This window comes from Mycobacterium sp. UM_11 (genome assembly GCF_001414075.1).
In the GTDB taxonomy this organism is placed as follows: domain Bacteria; phylum Actinomycetota; class Actinomycetes; order Mycobacteriales; family Mycobacteriaceae; genus Mycobacterium.
This window is the reverse complement of sequence record NZ_LATC01000019.1, coordinates 19,338-37,419: the sequence shown is the minus strand read 5'-3', so window position 1 is coordinate 37,419 and position 18,082 is coordinate 19,338. Positions and strand designations below refer to the sequence as shown.

Below are 18,082 nucleotides of genomic sequence, written 5' to 3'. Positions count from 1 at the left end.
TTCCGGTGAGGCAAACTGTATGCCCCATGCGGCGGGTGCGGGCAGGGCCGTTGGTCCCCGACGGCCGGGACGTTGGGACCTGCGGCTGTTACGTCGCACGCGTCCAGAGGTCGCGCGCCTCGCGAGCGACGAGGTCGGGTCTGCGGGAGGTGTCGATCCGGTGCGCACCGTTCCAGTCGGCATGCCCGGCGGCCAGGGCGGCGGCGATCTCCGGTGTCACCTCCGAATTGCCCGCGGGCCTGGTCTTGATCCGCTCGGCGGCAAGGTCGGCCGTCGCCGCGCACACGAATTCCACCAGCGCCGAATGCGTCTCGGTGGCCAGCCGGCGGGCCGACTCGCGCGTGCGCGGGTCGCGCCAGGTGCCGTCGAGGATCACCGAGTGCCCCTCGCCCAACAACTGCCGCGCGCGTCGGAGGGCGGTCTCGTAGACGACCGCTACCTGGTCGGGGCTGTAGAGCCCAGCGTTCAGCACACCGGGCGCACCGGCGATGGCCCCCGAGTCTCGAAGCTCCCGGCGCACGTCATCGGTGGAAATAAGCTGCGCGTCAAACGATTCGGCCAGCCCGCGCGCCACGGTGGACTTCCCGGTGCCCGGGTTGCCGCCCACGAGGGCCAGGCGAACCGTGCCGGTTCGCAGGTGGGCCGTTGCGATGGCCAGGTGGCGGGCGGCGTCCTCGGCCGCCGCGGTCTTTCCCTGTGACTGTCGAACGCAATCCACCTTCGCCCTGACCACGGCGCGATACGCGATGTAGAACTCGCGCAACGACGGCGGCGCCGTGTCGCCGGAATGGTGCGCGTAGCGCTCGAGGAAATGCACCGCGAGGTCGTTGCGGCCCAGGAACTCGAGATCCATTGCCAGGAAGGCTGCGTCGTCGATGCCGTCTACGTAGCGCAGTTGGTCGTCGAACTCCAGGCAGTCGAGCAGCGCCGGTTTCGCGTCCACCCAGAAGATGTCGTCGGCGAGCAGGTCGCCGTGGCCGTCCACGATGCGCCCGTCCTCGACGCGGTTCTTGAACAGCGCCGCTCGACCGGTGATGAATTCGGTGGCCAGGTGCTCGATCCGCGGCACGGCTTCGGCGGAGACGCCCGGTGTCGAGGCGTCGGCATAGCGCCGGAGTTCGGAAAGGTTGTCGCACCAGCGGCGTTCGATCGCTTCCGCCTCGCCCTGGGCGCTGATCATCGGGCCCCGCTGGGCGCGGCGGTGAAACCGGGCCAACACGCCGGCGATCGCGTCCAGCGCGTCCCGAACGGACTGGCCCGAATCGCGAAATGCCATGGCCGCCAGGCGCTCTTCGTCGCGGTAACGGCGCATGACGATGACCGGCTCGGGCGGCCCGCCGGCCGGATCGGACAGATGCGCCACCCCGAGGTAACTGTCCGGCGACAGCCGGCTGTTGAGTTCGACCTCCCGGCGGCAGGCGTGCTCGCGCTGCTGCGGCGCGCGGAAGTCGAGAAAGTCGGTCAGCACCGGCTTCTTGGCTTTGTATGCGCGGTCGCCGGCGAGAATGACGACGCCAGTGTGGGTTTCGTGCAGATCGAGGAACGGCACGGCGGCGGCGTGGCCTACGACGGCCGGGCCACGATGACGGGCATGCGGACCGAGTGGACGACGGCGTTGCTGACCGAACCCAGCAGCACACCCGACAGGCCGCCCCGGCCGTGGCTGCCCACGACGACGAGTTGGGCGGATTCCGACTGCTCGACGAGCTGGCGCGCCGGCCGGTCGGCGACGACGACCCGGTTCACGGTGACGTCGGGATAGCGTTCCTGCCAGCCGGCCAGTTGTTCGGCCAGGCTCCGCTCGGCTTCACCCTTCACCGCCGACCAGTCAACGCCGGGGAGTTCGAAGACGTCGACGTCGCTCCACGCGTGCAGCGCGGTCAATTCGACGCCGCGGCGCGACGCTTCGTCGAACGCGACGCCCACCGCCACCTCCGAGGCCGGGGACCCGTCGATGCCGACGAGCACCGGGGCTTGCTGGGGATGCTCCATGAGCGGGTCCTCGTCGCGGATGATGGCGACCGGGCAGCGCGCGCCGCGCACCACGCTGCTGCTCACCGAACCGAGCAGCAGCCTGCCCAGCGCCCCGCGCCCGTTGCTGCCGACGACGACCATCTCGGCCTCTTTGGACATCTCGACCAGGGTCGGCACCGGGGGTGCACATCGGAGCTCGCTGCGGACGTCGACCTTGCGGTCCGTCGTGACCGCCTCTTCGGCGATCTTGACCGCCTGTTCGAGGACCTGCCGGCCCTGCTCTTCCTGCCACACCGCCACGCCCGTCGACAGCGGAAGGGCCGGATACATCGGCACGGCCGCGTTCACCACGTGGACCACGGTCAGCGGTACGTGTCGCATCGCCGCGTCACGCGCCGCCCAACATACGGCGGCGTTCGAGGCCGGCGATCCGTCGATTCCGACGACGATGCCGTGCCGGTTGGCTAGTGCGGACATGGCGTTCTCCCTCTCCTCCCCCAAAACGCTATGGCGCGAACGCGCGTCGATCATGAGGCTTTAGTCCCCAACCGCATGGCCATGAGGCCTCCGTGGGGCGGTGGGCCTTGACGGGTGCCGGGCACTGGAACATCGTCAGAGAAATGACCGAATGGCCGGTGAGCGTCGACAGGCGCTACCACGACGCGGTGATCCTGGGACTCGACTGTTTGGTGGCGCAGCCGGCGACCGGCCCCGTCGAGGCGCGCGACTCTTCCGCCGCCTTTCTGCGGCGGCTGCGCGAGGTCGGCGTCGCCACCGCCGTCTATTCCGCGAGCGGAGACTGCGCGCACCTGTTGCGCGAGGCGGGAATTGACTACCTCGTCGACGTCGCCGTCGGCTCGCCGGACGGCGCCGAGCGGCCCGATGTGGTGACGTCGGCGGCACGCCTGGGCGTGCGCCCGGTGCGGTGCGTCCTCATCGATTGCGGCGAGGCGGGGCTGACCGCCGGGCGGGACGGCGGCTTCGGCCTCGTCATCGGCCTGGAGCGCAACGGCGGGGCCGACGGGATGCTGTCCTACGGCGCGGACAGAATCGTCGCCGACCTTCCGGAGATCTCGGTGCGGCGCGGGGGCGCGCCGCTGTCGACCATCGCCGACGCGATGGGTGTCTACGGCCAGCTCAAGGAGCTGGTGGCGAGTCGACGGCCGGCGGTGTTCCTGGACTTCGACGGCACGCTGTCCGAGATCGTCGCCCAGCCGGAATCCGCCACCCTGGTGGACGGCGCGCTCGAAGCGCTGCGCGCGCTGGCCGCGGAATGCCCCGTCGCGGTGATTAGCGGCCGCGATCTGGCCGATCTTCGCGACCGCGTACGGCTCGACGGGCTGTGGTACGCGGGCAGCCACGGCTTCGAACTCATCGCACCCGACGGGACCCACCACGACAACGCCGCCGCCATCGGCGCCACCGACGCCCTGACGCGGGCGGCCGGTGGGCTGGCCGAGCTGCTCGCCGATGTGCCCGGGGTTCATGTGGAGCACAAGCGGTTTGCCGTCGCGGTCCACTATCGCAACGCGGATCCAGGACACGTCGACCGGGTCGTCGCGACGGCACGCAAAGTCGGGCGGTCCCAATGCCTGCGGGTCACGACGGGACGCAGAGTCATCGAGCTTCGACCGAGCATCGAGTGGGATAAGGGCAGGACGCTTAACTGGATCCTGGAGAAGATCGAGCAAACGGGTGGCGACTCCGTGTTGCCGATCTACGTCGGCGACGACCTCACCGACGAAGACGCGTTCGACGCTGTTCAATTCGACGGCGTGGGAATTGCGCTGCGGCACACCGAGGACGGCGATCGTCCCTCCGCCGCGCTGCTCAGCCTGGCTGATCCGTCCGCGGTGTGCGATTTCGTCCGGCGGCTGGCCGACGATCTGCACGAGGCGGCGTCCGCACCCAACGATCCGTGGGAACTGGTGTACGAGGGCTACGACCCGAAGTATGAGCGGCTGCGTGAAACGCTGTGCACCGTGGGCAATGGCTACGCCGCCACCCGTGGCTGCGCCCCCGAGACGACGGCGGGCGAGGCGCACTACCCCGGCACCTACGCGGCCGGCATCTACAACACGCTAACCGATCGGATCGCGGGGCGGACCGTGCAGAACGAAAGCCTGGTCAACCTGCCCAACTGGCTGTCGCTGACCTTCCGGATCAACGGCGGCGCCTGGTTCGACATCGACGACGTCGAATTGCTGTTCTACCGGCAGACTTTCGACCTGCGACACGCGACCTTGACCCGCACCCTGCGATTCGCCGACGCCGCGGGCCAGATCACGACGCTGACTCAGCAACGGTTCGCGTCGATGCGCCAGCCGCACGTGTTCGCGATGCAAACGACGATCGGCGCCCAGAACTGGTCGGGCACGGTCGAATTCCGTTCGCTGCTGGACGGCGGCGTGCGCAACACCATGGTCGAGCGCTACCAGTCGCTGTCCAGCACCCACCTCGCGGCGCCGGGGATCGACGAGTACGGGTCCGAATCGGTGATCCTGCGCACCGAGACGTCACAGTCGCGCATCGCCATCGCGGTGGCCGCCCGCAGCACCGTGTGGTGCGACGACGAACGGGCCGCCGCGCGTTATGAATTCGTGCGAGAGCCCGACCGTGGTGGCCACGACATCGAGGTGGCGCTGGCCGCGGGGCAATCGGTCACCTGCGAGAAGGTCGCCACGATCTTCACCGGGAGGGACAGCGCGATCTCGGAGCCGGCCAGCGCCGCCCAGCAGCACCTCGACGCCGCCGGCCGGTACGCCGAGCTGCACCGCCAGCACGCCCGGGCCTGGGACCTGTTGTGGGAGCAATGCGCCATCGGCCTGACCGACGGCCCGGACGCGCTGCGCATCCTGCGGTTGCACTTGGTGCACCTGCTGCAGACGCTCTCCCCGCACACCGCCGAACTCGACGCCGGCGTCCCCGCCCGGGGCCTGCACGGCGAGGCCTACCGCGGACACGTCTTCTGGGATTCGCTGTTCGTCTCACCGGTGCTGTCCGTACGGATGCCCAATGTGGCACGCTCGCTGCTGATTTACCGTTATCGGCGGCTGCCCGAGGCCCGCCGCGCGGCACGCAGGGCCGGCTATCTGGGCGCCATGTATCCCTGGCAGTCGGGCAGCGACGGAACCGAGGTGAGCCAGGAACTGCACCTCAATCCGAAGTCCGGCCGGTGGAATCCCGACGCCAGCGCCCGCGCCCATCACGTCGGCCTGGCCATCGCCTACAACGCGTGGCAGCACTACCAGGTCACCGGCGACAGGCAGTTCCTGGTCGACTACGGCGCCGAGATGCTCGTCGAGATCGCGCGATTCTGGGTGGGGCTGGCGAGCTTTGACGAAGCCCGGGGCCGCTACACGATCACGGGCATCATCGGCCCGGACGAGTTCCATTCGGGCTACCCCGGCAAGGAATACGACGGGATTGACAACAACGCATACACCAATGTCATGGCGGTCTGGACCATCCTGCGGGCGATGGATGCGTTGGACCTGCTTCCGCTGCGCGACCGCCTCGACCTCGTCGGAAAGATCGACCTGAAGAGCGAGGAGCTGCGCCGGTGGGATCACGTGACGCGGCGCATGTTCGTGCCCTTCCACGACAACGTGATCAGCCAGTTCGAGGGCTATGCGCAACTGGCGGAGTTGGATTGGGACGATTACCGGCGGCGGTACGGGAACATTCAGCGCCTCGACCGGATCCTGGAGGCCGAGAACGACAGCGTGAACAATTACCGAGCGTCCAAGCAGGCCGACGTGCTGATGCTGTTCTACTTGCTGTCCTCGGACGAGTTGCTGGCCGTGTTCGGCCGGCTCGGCTACCGCTTCGCGCCCGAGCGCATCCCGGAGACCGTGGACTATTACCTGGCGCGCACTTCGGAGGGCTCGACGCTGAGCGCGCTCGTCCACTCCTGGGTGCTCACCCGCGCCAACCGGCATCACGCCATGAAGTACTTCGTGCAGGTCCTCGCCTCCGACATCGTCGACATCCAGGGCGGCACCACCGCTGAAGGCATCCACCTGGCCGCGATGGCCGGCAGCATCGACCTGCTGCAGCGGTGTTTCACCGGACTGGAAACCCGTGACGATCGGCTGATCCTGAGCCCGCAATGGCCAAAAGGTTTGGATCCCATCGAGTTCCCGTTCGTGTATCGCGGCCAGCGCCTACACCTTCGGGTCAGCGGCCGGGCGGCCGAGCTGACCTCCGAGGCGGGAAACAGCGCGTCGATCGTGGTGGAGTGCCGCGGCCGGGTGCAGGACCTGCTGCCCGGGCACGCCGTCGAGGTCGCCTGAGCTTTGGTGACCAACGCCCGCCAACCGGGGTCCAACGGCCCTGCTTCCGCCGGCCGTGTCTCCATAGCGTTGACCGGTGAGGGGCCGCGGTGGCCCGGTGGGCGGTAAGCAGGAGGACGCGATGGACAATCCGCGGGCGTCGCAGCGGATCGTGGTGGGTATCGACGGCTCGGAAGCCGCGATCAACGCGGCCAAGTGGGCCGCCGCCGAAGCCGTCAGCCGCAACATCCCGCTGCGGCTCATCCATGCCATCCCCCAACGGGATGGCGACGATGACAGCCTGGACATCGAATACGCCCAGGAGTCTTTGCGCGCCGCCGATGCGGCGGTTCGCGCGACGGGCGAGCGGGTCGATGTCGAATCCGACATCGTGCGCGGCTCATCCGAGGCCGTATTGATCGACGAATCGCAAAACGCCGCAATGGTTTGCCTCGGGTCGGTGGGGATGGGCTGGGTGGCGCGCAAGGTGCTCGGCTCGACCGCCGACACCGTGGCGCACAAGGCGCACTGCCCGGTGGCGATCATTCGCAGCGGCCGCGCCGCCGCGCACCCGGATGGCGGATACGTCGCCGTCGCGGTCGAGGAATCGCCAGCCAACGACGCGGTGCTCGAGCACGGCTTCCGCGAGGCGCGCCTTCGTGGCGCGTCCATCCTGGCGATGGGGGTCTGGCGATGGGGACTCGGCGAGATCCCGTACAGCCAGCTGAACCATCGACTCGGCCCATGGGCATCGCGGCATGGCGAGGTCCACGTTCAGCCCGTCTCGGCGCGGCGCGGGGCCGCCGAATTTCTCTCGCGCACACTGGAACCCGTGCAACTGGCGGTGGTCGGTACCGAGGACGCGGACAAGGTCGCCCGCATGGTCGGGCCGGTCACCACGCACTCGGGCGGCCGCCCGGGGTGTTCCGTGCTCGTCGTGCGCGACTGACGGCGGACTACCCGGCCGCCCACTGGATGGCGCGGTCGAGGTCATCGAGTGAGAACACCGCGAACTCGCCGGGCACCATCCACGCCACGGCGTGCAGGACGTGGGCGACCCAGTCCTTGTCGGAGACCACGGCGATCCGCTTGAACGCCGCATGGTGCGGCAGGACGGTGCCGAGGCCCAGCTTGAGATCCTCGAGGAATCCGCCCGGCCCGAATCCCTCGTAATCGGGCGCGATCACCTCGACGATCCGGACCTCGCCCGTCTCTAGCACCTGCTCGATCTCGGACTTGAAGTCACGCAGCTCGTCCCCGCGCAGGCGCCCCGAGACGCGGATGCCGATCACCTTCTCCGGCATGTCAGTCAGCAATTCGATCAATTTACGAGCCTCCTTCTCAACGGACAACCACCACTGGAACGCGGGCCGACTGCGCCACCGCCGAACTCACCGAGCCGAGCAGCATCCCGGGGAATCCGCCGCGGCCGCGGCTGCCGACCACCACCAGCTGAGCGTGTTCGGATTCCTTCAGCAACCATTCGGAGGGCTTGTCGCAGAACAGTTTCCGTTCGACGTGCACCTCGGGATGGCGCTCCTGCCAGCCGGCGAGGCGTTCGGCGAGGATCTCTTGCGCCTCCTTCTCGCGGTCGTGCCAGTCCATGCCCAGGATGGGGAACACGCCCACATCGCTCCACACGTGCAGCGCCACCAACCCCACTCCCCGCCGCGACGCCTCGTCGAACGCCAGGGCGGTTGCCGCCTCGGACGCGGGGGATCCGTCGATGCCCAGCACCACGGGCGCGCCGGTGTCCGGGGTCACCTCGGAGTGGATCACCGCGACCGGGCAGTGCGCGTGGTGCACGATCCCCGTGGCCACCGAGCCCAGCAGCAGTCGGCCCACGGCGCCCAGCCCCTCGCTGCCGGTGACGAGCATCCACGCGTCCCTTGAGGCCTCGATCAACGCCGGGACGATGGCCGAATACACCGTCTCGGTGCGTATTTCGGGGGGGTTGGCGTCGCCGACGCTGGCGCTGAGCGTCTTTCGGGCCTGGTCCATGACGTGCTCGGCGCCCTCGCGCTGCCAGTCGGGCATGTCGGCATACAGCTGGCCCACCGGCCAGCCGACCACGACGGGCGGCACGGCGTGCATGAGGGTGATCGGCAGCTCGTGCATGATCGCCTCACGCGTTGCCCAGGCGACGGCGGCGTCGGATGCGGCCGAGCCGTCGACACACACCAGCACTCCGAACTTCTTTGCGCTTTCCGTCATTGTTCGCTCCTCTACGCTGACGCCTCGTCGGATCCGGGTAGCTCGATCTCGAGGTGGCGAATCGACCCGTAATCGATGGGCCTGCAACGCCACCCGAGGTCGAAGAAGACGCTGAGCATCAGGTGATTCTCGCCGAGCACGTCCGCGACGAAGCGTTCGACGCCGTGGGCTCGGGCGATGGGGGCCAGGTGCTTGAGCAGGGCGGTGCCCACGCCCACCGAATGGTCTTCGTGGGCAACCACGATCGCGACCTCGGCGGCGGTCGGGTCGTCGACCACCACGCAGTGGGCCACGCCGATCAGCCGGTCGGCGTCGAAGGCTCCGAGCGCGTACAGCCCGTCCGCGGGCTCGGTGAGCCTGGCAACCAGGTCGTGCAGCGGCGACAGCTGCATGGTGAAGAAGCGGAAGTACCGGTCATGGTCGGACAGGTGCTGATGAAGCGCCAGCACCGCGTCGGCGTCGGCGACCGTGAGCGGGCGCAACGACACCAGGCGCCCGTCGAGCAGCCGAACCGTACCGGCGACGTCCACCGCGCGATCACCCACGCTGCTCGACGTTATTGCGGGGCGACGCGATCGGGCCAGGGCCGTTAGACCCCTCGGCCGCCCCCATTGGTCCCGCTGCGTGGGGCCGCTACTGGTCGATGAGCGGGGCGACCCAGTGCACCCGGGTGCCGCCCTCGGGCGGACCGGTGATCTCGCACGCGCCGCCCAGTTGTTCGGCGCGGCGCGTCATGTTGCCCAGGCCGCTGCGGCGCGTGTTGTCCGCCGGTATGCCGGAGCCGTTGTCGACGATGTCGAGGACGAACATGTCCGCGACGCTGATCTCGACCGTCAGCCGCGACGCGCCGGAATGCCGCAGGGCGTTGCTGACGGCCTCCGTGGTCACCGCCTCGGCGTGGTCGGCTAGCTCGCCGCCGACGGCGGTCATCGGCCCGTGCATGCGGACCGTGGTCACGACGTCGCGGCTCTCGGTCAGATCGGCGACCACGTGCTGAATCCGGTACCGGAAGTCGGCGTTCTTTCCCGGCGGGGACTTCAGCTGGAAGATCGTCGTGCGAATCTCCTCGATGATGGTCTGCAGGTCGTCGAGCGTGCGGTTGAGCCGGTCGGCGACCTCCGGGGACCGCGCCCGCGCCAGCGTCCCCTGCAAATCCATGCCGGCGGCGAAGAGGCGCTGGATGACGTGGTCGTGCAGGTCGTGCGCGATCCGTTCGCGCTCGGCCAGGATGGTCACCTGGCGCGCGTCGTCGCGGGCCGACGCGAGCACCAGCGCCATCGCGGCGTGCGTCGCGAAGTCGCTGACCAGATCGAGGTAGCTCTCGTCGAAGGGCGGCTGGTCGGCGCCGCGGGCGATGGCGATCACGCCGACGACCTCGTCGCGGGCGCGCAGCGGCATCAGAATGGCCGGGCGCTGCCCGACGTCGGTGAACGCCTGTATCGGATATTGCAGGGTCTCGGTGATCAGCGGTTCGCCCGAGCGGAAGACGGTGCCGCTGGTGGAAGCGTCCACGGGCACCCGCTGTCCCACCACCTCGGTCGCGTGCACGCCGACCGCCGCCGAGACCACCAGCGTGTCGACCTCGTCATCGGGCAGGTCGGGGTCGGCCGGTACCAGCACGATGGCCTGCTCGGCGCCGGTCAGGACGCGGGCGCGGTCGGCGATCAGCTGCAGCGGCCGCCGGTGCGGCTCGGCGTCGGAGAGCAGCGCGGTGGTGATTTCGCGGCTCGCCTCCATCCACTTCACGGCGGTCCGCTCGCGTTCGAACATCTGGGCGTTGTCGATGGCGACCGCGGCGGCGAATGCCAGCGCGCGGGCGGCGACCTCGTCGGACTCGGAGAACAACCGCGCCGGGTCGACGTGGGTGAGATAGAGGTTGCCGAACACGGTGTCTCGGATGGTGATGGGCACCGCGAGAAAGGCCCGCATGGGCGGGTGGTGCTCGGGGAAACCGACGGCGGCCGGATGGGCGGTCAGATCGTCCATCCGCAGGGCCGGCGTGTCCAGCATCGACAAACTCAGCAGGCCCTTGCCCACCGGCAGGTGCCCGATGCGCGACACCGTCTCGGCGTCCATTCCCTCGTGGACGAACGACAGCAGGTTGCCGTCCGGGTCACGGATGGCCAGCGCGCCGTAGGGGGCGGAGGTCAATTGCCTGGCCGCCATGATGATCCGGTGCAGCGTCGCGTCCAGGTCGAGGCCCGCGCCGATCTCGACGATGACCCGCAGCAACTGCTCCATCTGGTCGCGGGCGGCCAGCATCTCGTCGAGCTGCTGATGCATCCTGCCGACCAACCCGCGCTGGCCCAGTCCGGCGAATGCCGAGCCGCTATCGTCGCTCGTCATCCCGAACACCTCCACGACACTTTTGCTCAATGTCAGATGGCAGGATCAGCCTAGTCACAAAATGTCAAGCGCCAAAGCGAATGACTGCCGACGCAGGCGTAACGCATAGCTAGTCGCGCGGCGGGGCGGTCGGCGCCTGCGGGTGGCCGGCCTGCTGATCCAGCTTCGACGCGAACACCGCCGCTTGGGTACGACGCTCCATACCGAGCTTGGCCAGCAGCCGCGACACGTAATTCTTGACCGTTTTCTCGGCGAGGAACATCCGGGCGGCGATCTGCCGATTGGTCAGGCCCTCGCTGAGCAGCCCGAGGAGCGTTCGCTCCTGCTCGGTGAGGCCGGACAGCGGGTCTTCGCGCTCCGCCGCGCCGCGCAGCTTCGCCATCAGCGCGGCCGCCGCACGGTTGTCCAGCAGGGACTTCCCGGCGCCCACCTCCTTGATGGCGTGGGCCAGCTCCATTCCCTTGATGTCCTTGACGACGTAGCCGCTGGCGCCGGCCAGGATCGCCTCGAGCATCGCCTCGTCGGAGGTGAACGACGTGAGCATCAGGCAGCGCAGGTCGGGATGATCGGAGACCAGGTCACGGCACAGCTCGATCCCGTTGCCGTCCGGAAGCCGCACGTCGAGGACCGCGACGTCCGGTTGCAGGGCCGGGATCCGGGCCTTCGCCTCGGACACGGAGCCCGCCTCGCCGACGATCTGAAGTTCGGGGTCGGATGCGAGCAGGTCGGCGAGGCCGCGCCGGACGACTTCATGGTCGTCGACGAGGAAAACCTTGACCATCTACGAAACCCTCCTGCCGGTCGCGCCTCGGCCCAATATCCCACACGTGGCAGTCACATATGTTGCCGATTCACGACCAACAGCGAACAGTTGGCGTCCTGCATCACCGAGCTGCCGGTCGGTCCGACCAACTCGGCCACGCGCTGGCGGTTGCCGGCGCCGACGATCACCAGGCCCACCGGCCCGCGCAGGCCGGCCAGGTACTCCAGCAGCCCGGCGTGCACCGCCACCGATTCCACCCGCAGCTCCGGATGGCGCCGCTTCCACCGGGCCAGCCGGCGATCGAGGTCGGCGAGAGCGCGGCGGTCGGCCTCGCTGACCCCCGCGCCGTGCTCGGTCGGGGGCGTTCGCCGCGCGATGACCGCATGCAACGGGGCGCCCCGGATCAGGGCTTCGTCGATGGCGGCGCCCAGCAGGGCGTCCGGGGCCCCGTCGATCTCCACGACAGCCTTTTCCCCGGGCCGCTGAGAGTGATCGTCGCGGCCGCGGACGATCGCCACCGGGCAGTGGGCCGAGATGGCCAGCGCCGCGGCGGTGGAGCCTACGCGTCCCGGCTGGAAGTGGCGCAGTCCGACGGCCCCCACGCATACCATGGCCGCCGACGCCGACGAGCGGATCAGCGACCCGATCGCGGGTCCCTGGACAATCCCGCTCTCGATGTGCACCGGCTTGCCGGCGGCGTGAATGGCCGTAACCGCCTGGCGGACCACCGTCTCCGCGGTGTGCCGGCTGTCGCCGGGGTCCGCCGCGTAGAGGAGGCGCAGCGGGACGTCACGGTTCACCGCCTCGTCGACCGCCCACAGTGCCGCGCGGATCGCCCCTTTGGAACCATCGATGCCGGCGATGATCGACTTGGTGCTGGCTGGCTCGGACATCGGTCTCAGTGGCGCACCACGAGCACCGAGCAGTCGGGGTAGCCCACGATCGGATGGCAATTCGGGGTGGCCAGCCCGAACATCTCGTCGGCGTCGGCGCTGCCCACAACCGCCAATTCGATTGCGCTAGAAGGTGTTCCGCTGGACTTCAGGCCCGTCCCCGCGGCGACGGTCTGGACGTGGACGTCGGGGTAACGGCGGACCCAGCTGTTCAAGCGCCGATCGATCTGCCGCACGGTGGCGTGGCGGCGCCGCCCTTCCTCCATGGCTTGGTGCACAACCTCGTCGTTGTCGGGCTCGTCGTTGAGCACGACGGCGATCACCCCGAGCTCCGTCGGCGACCCGTCGGGATTGGTGCGGATGACGGCGACCGGGCAGTGCGCGTGCGCCACCAGGCCGGCGGCGGTCGGGCCCAGCAACCCGTCGGAGGCCCATCCCCGCCTGGCCGTGCCGACGCAGACCAGGGCGGCGTCCTGCGATTGGCCGACCAGCACCTGCGCGGGATCCCCGGACAGGATCACCGCGTCGACCTCGACGGGCTTCTCGGCGCGCTGCAGGGCGCACTCGGCTTGCGACAGCGCCATTTCGGCGCGCTCCAGCTCCCATTCGGAACCGGGTGCCGTCCCGGCCGACGCCCCTCGGCCGGCGATGACGTAGACGAGGCGAAGGGGCAGCTGGCGGCTCACCGCCTCGTCGACAGCCCATTTGGCGGCGTTCACCGCGGCTTGCGAGCCGTTGATGCCCACGACCACCGACTTCGCGTCCAGCTCGTTCATGTCGGCTCCTGAGGGTTTCATTCGCTTTCAGGCTATTGCGCCGATGCGCATGCTGGAGGGGCCGTTAGGCCTCAGCTGCGAAGTCGTTCGGCCCCACCTCCGCCGGTTCGGCGACCAGCTCGAACAACCGCTCGATGTCGGCGCGTTCGAAGACCGCCGTACCGGGCGTCATCAGCATCGCCGCACCCGCCGCGATCCCGTACCGCACGGACTTGGCGAGCGACCAGCCGCGCGTGATGCCCACAGTGATCGCGGCGACCATCGCGTCACCGGCCCCGACGCCGCTGCCGCTTCGCATCGGGACCGCCGGAAAGCGTTGGCTCGCATGGCGTGTGGCGAGCAGCGCGCCGTAGGACCCCAGCGACACCACGACGACCTGTGCGTGGCCGCTGTCGATCAGCTGATGGGCGGCGGCCAATTGCTCGGACTCGGTGGCGAGTCGGCGGCCGACGCATTCCCTCAGCTCGCGCACGCTCGCTTTGAGCAGGTATACGCCCGAGGAGATGTGCTGCAAGCCGCCGCCGGAAGTGTCCAGAATCAGCTTCACGCCCAGCTCCCGGCAGATGTCGGCGACCCGCTGATAGTAGTCGGCCGGGACGCCCGGCGGCAGGCTGCCGCTTGCCACTACGACTTCGGCCGAGTGGGCGGCCGAGCGCAGTTCGTCGAGGCACTGCTCTTGCTCGAAGGCGTTCAGCTCCGGCCCCGGAAGAACGAACCGGTATTGCTGGCCGGTGCTGGTCTCGTTGACAGTGAAACTCTCGCGGGTCTGCGCGGCGATCGGGATCTGCAGAACCGGCACCTCCGCCTCATCGAGCAGGGTGGTGACGAGACCGCCATGCGACCCGCCCGCCGGGAACAGCGCCAGCACTGGGCTGCCGAGGACCTTCGCGATCCGCGCGACGTTGATCCCGCCGCCGCCCGGGTCGTAACGCGTAGCCGAGCAACGCAATTTGTCGGTAGGCCGCACGACGCCCACACTCGTGGTGATATCGAGCGCGGGATTCATGGTCAACGTGACAATTCTTCGGGTCGGCTCCCGATCCGCCGGCATCTCCATCTCCCTCGTGCCTAGAGCCCGCTCGGGTACGTTTCGGGCGTCTCGCCGGCGATCCACAGGCTGGTCACCTCGAGGGGTTCCAGCGCCCGTGTCCGGTCGATGTGGATCATCGCGTCAAACTGGTCGGCGGGCCGGACATGGAAGTAGTGGCTCTGCCGTTCGGTCTCGGGTCGGTAGATCACCCCGATGGCGCGCCCCAGGCGCACCGCGTCGAGTGGCTCCGCCGCCCCCGGGTTGATGTGCGGCGACACCAGGAACGCCTCCCTGCCCGTCTCGTGGAGGAGTTCTTCGACGCTCCCGTTGAGCGCCGGTCGGACGACCTTGCGTTCGGCGATGCCACCCCAGTCGCTGGCGGCGGTGACGGTGCCCGCGTACGTGCTGAAGCCGAGCAGGCGTGCTTCGTCGCCGTGCCGCTGCCGGACCAGTTGACCGAGCGTCAGTTGTCCATCGGCCCACACCTCGGTGGCGCGCGCGTCACCGACGTGGGAGTTGTGGGCCCACACCACAATCCGCGCGGACGGCACTTCATGGTGGCGGTCCAGGTGCTTCAGGAGAGCCTCGAGGGTCTGCGCCATGTGTTTGTCGCGCAAGTTCCACGAGGTGACCCGCCCGCTGAACATCGCCCGGTAGTACACCTCGGCGTTGTGCACCGTCTGGGCGTTCTGGTGGGCGTAGAAGAGTTCGTCCTCGGCGAGCAGTCCGTCCCTGCGCGCGTAGGCCAGCGCATTGCGCTGGATCTCGACGAGTTGATCGATCGCTTCCTTCTCGCATGACGGTCCGGCTCCGAAGGCCGCCGAGAAGCCGTACGCCTGACCGTCGTCCGCCGAGGCGTGGTCGAAGCAGGCGTACCGTTCCCGCGCCCGCGCCGCCGCGTCCGGGTCGATCTTGTCGAGGTAGCCGATCACCTCCCGTATCGACCGGTGCAGGCTGTAGAGGTCCAGGCCGTAGAAGCCGGTCTGCCGCTGGCCGTTGTTCTCCTGCAGCCGGTTTCGGGCGCGCAGCCATTCGACGAAGTCACGGACGACGGTGTTGCGCCACATCCAGGCGGGAAAGCGCTCGAAGCCGCTCAACGCCTCCTCGGCGCTGGCGTCGTTGCCGGTGCCGCGAACGTAGCGGTTCACCCGGTACGCGTCGGGCCAGTCCGCCTCCGCCGCGACGGCGCAGAAACCCTTCTCCTCGATCAGCCACTTGGTGATTTCGGCCCGAGCCTCGTAGAACTCGTGTGTGCCGTGCGAACTTTCACCGATCAGCACGATGCGCGCGTCGCCGACGAGCGCTTCCAGCGCCGCCCGCGGCGGCACTCCCGCCGGTGCGTCGATAGCGATCCCGCTAATCACTTCGGCCGGTGTCCGCGCCGCGGTGCGCCGCGACGCTTCGGTCGTCGGCGTGGCGAGCAGCCGGCGGACCTCGTCGTCGGTGACCTGACGGAAATCCCAAAACGATTCGCCGACCGCGAAGAACGGGGTGGGCATGCTCGCGCACACCACGTCGTCAACCTGCCCGGCGAATTCCCGGCACGTCGATTCGGGGGCCGCCGGCACGGCGATGACGATGTGCGCGGGCTCGGCTTCGCGTAACGCCTGCACCGCCGCGGACATGCTTGCGCCGGTGGCCAAGCCGTCGTCGACCAAGATGACCGTCTTGCCGGCCACCTCCACCGGCGGGCGCCCGTCGCGGTAGGCGGCCTCGCGCCGAATCAGTTCCCGACCCTCACGCTCGGCGACCGCGCGCAACTCCTGCGGGGTGATGCGTAGGCCCCGCACGACGTCGTCGTTGACTACGACGCGGCCCCCGCTCGCCAGTGCTCCCACCGCGAACTCCTCGTGGCCGGGCGCGCCGAGCTTTCGCACGATGAAGGCGTCCAGTGGCGCGTGCAGCGCCGCCGCCACCTCCCACGCGACGGGTATGCCACCCCGCGCGAGGCCCAGCACGATCACGTCGGACCGATCGCGGTAGGCCCCCAAGATGTTGGCCAGCACCCGGCCCGCCTCGCTGCGGTCGCGGAACACGCGGCGCGGCGAGTGTCGGGTCGCGTCAGCCGCTCTGGTCATCGCGCACCGCTTTCACTGCGACGGCGGCCGGCGGACGAAAAGGGCGGTCATGGGAAATCCCTCCTCGTATCTTCAGACCAATGACGAGATTCATCCGACCAGTCCGCCGGGGTGGGCGGTAGGGACCGAAGTCCCGGGCTTACGGGTCGTTCGTCGGGTCAGCGTTTCCGGCGCAGCTCGGCCATGTACGCCATGACCCGGTTGAGGATCAGGCCGTAGACGTCGCCGTCTTGGGTGAGCCGCACCAGCCCGCGGTGGCGGAGAAAGCCGTCGAGGCGCTGGTCCAGGCGCCAGTCGAGGTAGGTGTCGCCGGCGTAGGGCGAGTGCAGGAATTCGTACGCGAGCTCATCGACGTCGGCGTCGGTCAGCGACGGGCATCCGTCCGTGGTGGAAGGCATTTGTCCGCTTATTCGCCTCGGGCCTGATTCCGGATGGCGGCCTGCACCGCGGTAAAGCGTGACCGCGCCCGCTCGTCGGCGGCCTGCTGCTCGGCGGCCGTGACGACAATGGCGTCGGGGCCGGGGAACACGGTCGTCTCATCGCCGGTGGCCAGCCACCGAACCCGGTAGGGCGGTGCGCCATCCGGCGAGTGCACCGAGGTGATCAGCCCGCGCAGGTCGGGCCGCCCGATGGTGGCGCTCTTGATGACGAGCCAGTCGCCCGCGTCGGCGATCATCCTGGTCTCCCTTCGAGAATCCTGATTCGCAACCGAATTCGCATTAGCCGCGCATTTCCAAGACGTCGCTTATCGGGCGGCGCGGCGTCGGGTCCGGCTGGCCCTTGCCGGCGGGCGCGGTGCCCACCCGGATCAGCAGTTGGGGAACCGCCTCGGCGTCGGATACGAGCTCCCGGATCATCTCGCGACTGGCCGGCAGCTCCGTCACGTGTGTCACGGTGCAGGTCGCCAGGCCGGCCATGGTGCACTCCAGCAGAATCGCCGAAAGCGCCTGGCCGCAACGGAATGCATCGGCGCGGGCGTCCCCCGGCGTGGACAGGGCGAGGACCTTCGCGTGATCGGGCGGAACGGCGGAGCTCGTCCGGGCGCGCGGATCGCCGGGAAACCGGCGGTTGACCTCGATGGTGCGGGGCTGCCCCTCGTTCACCAGCGCGGCTTCGGGGATGCCGTCGTCGTGCCTGCCCGGTGCTGTCCACCAACGCAATTCGTGGTGGTAAACGTCGTCGTAGCGGCGCAACGCCTCGTTCAGGCGACCGGCTTCCACCAGGCGCGGCCGCGCGTCGTCGGCCAGCACGTCGAGGCTGACCCGGTCACCGTCGACGGCCGTGCGCAGCACCGGCTCGAACGACGCCCAGTCCGGCGGTGCGCCGAACGGTCGCCGGTCGGTCCTGCGGCGCAGGATCGCCGCCGCGCGGTCTCGCCGGCCCGCCGCGACGTAGTCGGCGGAAACGAAGTCGACCGACGCCAGGTGGTCGAGGTTGTTGGGGTTGGGGAACTCATCGGTGTGGGTGCTCCACCCCTCGGCGGCCATCGCCACCCGGAAGTGGTCGAGCACCGCGCCGCAGCTGATGATCGACTCGCGGCCCGAGTTGTCGGCCGAGGGGACCACCCGGCGCGGATCGCTGAAAAGGTCGACGGTCGGTCCGGCGGCGACCCATCGCCACGGCTGGCTGTTGTGCAGCGAGGGTGCCCGGCAAGCGAGCTCCACCGCCCGGGTGAGCACTTTCGAGTCGACCATCGTCGGCGTCATCGCTCGTCGCCTCTCCTCTCTTACCTGG

General features: G+C 69.3%; 16 protein-coding genes. 2 read left to right on the top strand and 14 right to left on the bottom strand.

Annotation, left to right across the window (positions count from 1 at the left end; translation table 11 throughout):
• Positions 1-88: 88 nt before the first annotated feature.
• Entirely contained in the window at positions 89-1,549 is a 1,461-nt protein-coding gene (locus WU80_RS07390; RefSeq protein ID WP_156349495.1) for a bifunctional aminoglycoside phosphotransferase/ATP-binding protein, read from the bottom strand.
• A 14-nt stretch (positions 1,550-1,563) separates the two neighbouring features.
• Positions 1,564-2,451 (bottom strand): universal stress protein, encoded by an 888-nt coding sequence (locus WU80_RS07385; protein ID WP_055402099.1) that lies wholly within the window; start codon positions 2,449-2,451, stop codon positions 1,564-1,566.
• A 143-nt stretch (positions 2,452-2,594) separates the two neighbouring features.
• On the opposite strand from WU80_RS07385, the gene otsB reads away from it, so the two are divergent.
• Both otsB and WU80_RS07375 read left to right on the top strand, forming a co-directional pair.
• Positions 2,595-6,269 (top strand): trehalose-phosphatase, encoded by a 3,675-nt coding sequence (gene otsB / locus WU80_RS07380; protein ID WP_055402096.1) that lies wholly within the window; start codon positions 2,595-2,597, stop codon positions 6,267-6,269.
• A gap of 76 nt (positions 6,270-6,345) precedes the next feature.
• Positions 6,346-7,197 carry a universal stress protein gene (locus tag WU80_RS07375; protein WP_231633767.1) on the top strand — a complete coding sequence of 284 codons (852 nt, stop codon included), beginning with the start codon at positions 6,346-6,348 and terminating at the stop codon, positions 7,195-7,197.
• A gap of 7 nt (positions 7,198-7,204) precedes the next feature.
• On the opposite strand, the gene WU80_RS07370 is transcribed toward WU80_RS07375, so the two are convergent.
• The 12 genes from WU80_RS07370 to WU80_RS07315 all read right to left on the bottom strand — a co-directional run bounded on the left by WU80_RS07370 (position 7,205) and on the right by WU80_RS07315 (position 18,054).
• Positions 7,205-7,573 (bottom strand): STAS/SEC14 domain-containing protein, encoded by a 369-nt coding sequence (locus WU80_RS07370; RefSeq protein ID WP_055402094.1) that lies wholly within the window; start codon positions 7,571-7,573, stop codon positions 7,205-7,207.
• Between the two features lie 16 nt (positions 7,574-7,589).
• Positions 7,590-8,462: a universal stress protein gene (locus WU80_RS07365; RefSeq protein WP_055402092.1), complete on the bottom strand. Its 873-nt coding sequence runs from the start codon at positions 8,460-8,462 to the stop codon at positions 7,590-7,592.
• Positions 8,463-8,473: 11 nt separating this feature from the next.
• Positions 8,474-9,007 (bottom strand): GNAT family N-acetyltransferase, encoded by a 534-nt coding sequence (locus WU80_RS07360; protein ID WP_197281185.1) that lies wholly within the window; start codon positions 9,005-9,007, stop codon positions 8,474-8,476.
• An 88-nt stretch (positions 9,008-9,095) separates the two neighbouring features.
• Positions 9,096-10,745, bottom strand: a complete 1,650-nt coding sequence (locus WU80_RS07355; protein WP_197281187.1) for a GAF domain-containing sensor histidine kinase — start codon at positions 10,743-10,745, stop codon at positions 9,096-9,098.
• 172 nt (positions 10,746-10,917) lie between these two features.
• Positions 10,918-11,589: a response regulator transcription factor gene (locus WU80_RS07350; protein WP_055402088.1), complete on the bottom strand. Its 672-nt coding sequence runs from the start codon at positions 11,587-11,589 to the stop codon at positions 10,918-10,920.
• A 53-nt stretch (positions 11,590-11,642) separates the two neighbouring features.
• Positions 11,643-12,464, bottom strand: a complete 822-nt coding sequence (locus tag WU80_RS07345; protein ID WP_055402086.1) for a universal stress protein — start codon at positions 12,462-12,464, stop codon at positions 11,643-11,645.
• A 5-nt stretch (positions 12,465-12,469) separates the two neighbouring features.
• Positions 12,470-13,240 carry a universal stress protein gene (locus WU80_RS07340; protein WP_055402085.1) on the bottom strand — a complete coding sequence of 257 codons (771 nt, stop codon included), beginning with the start codon at positions 13,238-13,240 and terminating at the stop codon, positions 12,470-12,472.
• Between the two features lie 64 nt (positions 13,241-13,304).
• Positions 13,305-14,297 (bottom strand): 1-phosphofructokinase family hexose kinase, encoded by a 993-nt coding sequence (locus tag WU80_RS07335; RefSeq protein ID WP_055402083.1) that lies wholly within the window; start codon positions 14,295-14,297, stop codon positions 13,305-13,307.
• Between the two features lie 11 nt (positions 14,298-14,308).
• On the bottom strand, positions 14,309-16,348 hold the full coding sequence (locus tag WU80_RS07330) for an erythromycin esterase family protein (RefSeq protein WP_156349494.1): 2,040 nt from the start codon (positions 16,346-16,348) through the stop codon (positions 14,309-14,311).
• A gap of 158 nt (positions 16,349-16,506) precedes the next feature.
• A complete protein-coding gene (locus WU80_RS07325) occupies positions 16,507-16,746 on the bottom strand; it encodes a hypothetical protein (RefSeq protein ID WP_055402079.1) in 240 nt (79 codons plus the stop codon).
• A gap of 8 nt (positions 16,747-16,754) precedes the next feature.
• On the bottom strand, positions 16,755-17,024 hold the full coding sequence (locus WU80_RS07320) for a DUF1918 domain-containing protein (protein ID WP_055402077.1): 270 nt from the start codon (positions 17,022-17,024) through the stop codon (positions 16,755-16,757).
• A gap of 43 nt (positions 17,025-17,067) precedes the next feature.
• Positions 17,068-18,054, bottom strand: coding sequence for a hypothetical protein (locus WU80_RS07315; protein WP_055402075.1), 987 nt, complete (start codon positions 18,052-18,054; stop codon positions 17,068-17,070).
• Positions 18,055-18,082: the final 28 nt, after the last annotated feature.

Bases quoted from the DNA above. Each gene is read 5' to 3' on its own strand.
- otsB (WP_055402096.1), top strand. From the start codon at position 2,595: ATGACCGAATGGCCGGTGAGCGTCGACAGGCGCTACCACGACGCGGTG.
- WU80_RS07335 (WP_055402083.1), bottom strand. From the start codon at position 14,297: ATGGAGATGCCGGCGGATCGGGAGCCGACCCGAAGAATTGTCACGTTG.
- WU80_RS07350 (WP_055402088.1), bottom strand. From the start codon at position 11,589: ATGGTCAAGGTTTTCCTCGTCGACGACCATGAAGTCGTCCGGCGCGGC.
- WU80_RS07315 (WP_055402075.1), bottom strand. From the start codon at position 18,054: ATGACGCCGACGATGGTCGACTCGAAAGTGCTCACCCGGGCGGTGGAG.
- WU80_RS07320 (WP_055402077.1), bottom strand. From the start codon at position 17,024: ATGATCGCCGACGCGGGCGACTGGCTCGTCATCAAGAGCGCCACCATC.
- WU80_RS07355 (WP_197281187.1), bottom strand. From the start codon at position 10,745: ATGCATCAGCAGCTCGACGAGATGCTGGCCGCCCGCGACCAGATGGAG.
- WU80_RS07330 (WP_156349494.1), bottom strand. From the start codon at position 16,348: ATGACCAGAGCGGCTGACGCGACCCGACACTCGCCGCGCCGCGTGTTC.
- WU80_RS07385 (WP_055402099.1), bottom strand. From the start codon at position 2,451: ATGTCCGCACTAGCCAACCGGCACGGCATCGTCGTCGGAATCGACGGA.
- WU80_RS07345 (WP_055402086.1), bottom strand. From the start codon at position 12,464: ATGTCCGAGCCAGCCAGCACCAAGTCGATCATCGCCGGCATCGATGGT.
- WU80_RS07365 (WP_055402092.1), bottom strand. From the start codon at position 8,462: ATGACGGAAAGCGCAAAGAAGTTCGGAGTGCTGGTGTGTGTCGACGGC.
- WU80_RS07340 (WP_055402085.1), bottom strand. From the start codon at position 13,240: ATGAACGAGCTGGACGCGAAGTCGGTGGTCGTGGGCATCAACGGCTCG.
- WU80_RS07325 (WP_055402079.1), bottom strand. From the start codon at position 16,746: ATGCCTTCCACCACGGACGGATGCCCGTCGCTGACCGACGCCGACGTC.